General features: G+C 78.4%; 1 pseudogene. It reads right to left on the minus strand.

Features of this window, described 5'->3' with window-relative positions:
- Positions 1-965, minus strand: a pseudogene (locus GTW08_RS00610) (type VII secretion protein EccC); the annotation flags it as partial.
- Positions 966-1,202 lie beyond the last annotated feature (237 nt).

Below are 1,202 nucleotides of genomic sequence, written 5' to 3' on the forward strand. Positions count from 1 at the left end.
ACGCCGGGCAGCCCGGCCCACGCGCCCGGGGCGTCGGCGGCCCCGTCGAGCACGACGAGCAGGTGCTGCTGGGCCGCGTACGGCTCGTCGACCCACCAGCGCCGCACCCGGTCCGGGTCGTCGGTGATCATCCGGACCGGCCCGACGGCGTCGTGCAGCCGCGGGTGGGCGACGTGCGGCAGCCACTTCGCCCACTCCCAGCGCGCGGCCGCGCCCCCCGGTGCCACGACGGCGAGCCGCGCGTCGTCGGGACCGTGCCAGGTGACGTACTGGGCGACCAGTGCCCGGGCGAGGTCGAGTACCGGGGCGGCGTCCGGGTCCGGTTCGAGCCAGATCGTCGCCGACGCGCGGGTGTCGACGGCGACCGGCAGATCGTCCACGGTGGACCAACGGCGCAGGAAACGGCGCAGCGCCAGCGCGGACAGCGGTTCGAGTGTCTCCATCGGACCGGTGTGCGGGGCGGTGAGCCGGGTGGCGAGGCGCTGGGTGCCGCGCCCGGCGCGCAGGCGGCCGAAGTCGTCGTCACCGGGGCGGCGCTCCCACAGCCGGTCGGCGGCGAGCACGTCCGGCCAGGCTGCCGGGTCGGGGTGCACGGTCTCCAGCGCGTGCCGCTGCTCGGCAGCGATCGCGCGGGCCCGCCCGCCCAGGACGTCGAGGTAGCGCAGGTAGTCGCGGCGGTCCTCGTCCATCGTCGCGGTGCGCGCGCCGGCGCCGCGGCCGCCGCCGGCGAGCATGCCCAGCGCGGACAGCGCGAACATCCCGCCGAACAGCCAGGTGCTCGTGTCCCCGCGGCCCAGCACGACGAACAGCAGCGCCCCGCCGACCATCGCCAGCGGGAGCAGCCGCGCCACGAGGCCGCCGGGGACCGGGCGTTCCGGCTCGGGCGGCGGTTCGAGCACCAGCTCACCGCCGGGCAGCTCGGGCACCGAGCGCCGCGGACGTCGCATCCCGACGGTCCCCGCCATCGCCACGCGCCTCCCGTTCACGGTTCTCCCGAACGCCCACGGCGGCACCGGGGCCGTCGGATACTCGCAGCCGCCCCGGGCCCGCCGGGGCCGTTCGGGGAGATCTGCCAGGGAGCCGCCCGTGACCTCCGTCCTGCCCACACCGGCCGCGACCGGCCCCGGCGACGCGACGTCCGGCACCGGGCCGGCGCCCGGCCGCTGGACCCGGGTCGGGGTGCACACCCCGCGCGGGCGCCT

The organism is Pseudonocardia sp. SID8383 (assembly GCF_009864975.1).
GTDB lineage: Bacteria > Actinomycetota > Actinomycetes > Mycobacteriales > Pseudonocardiaceae > Pseudonocardia > Pseudonocardia alni.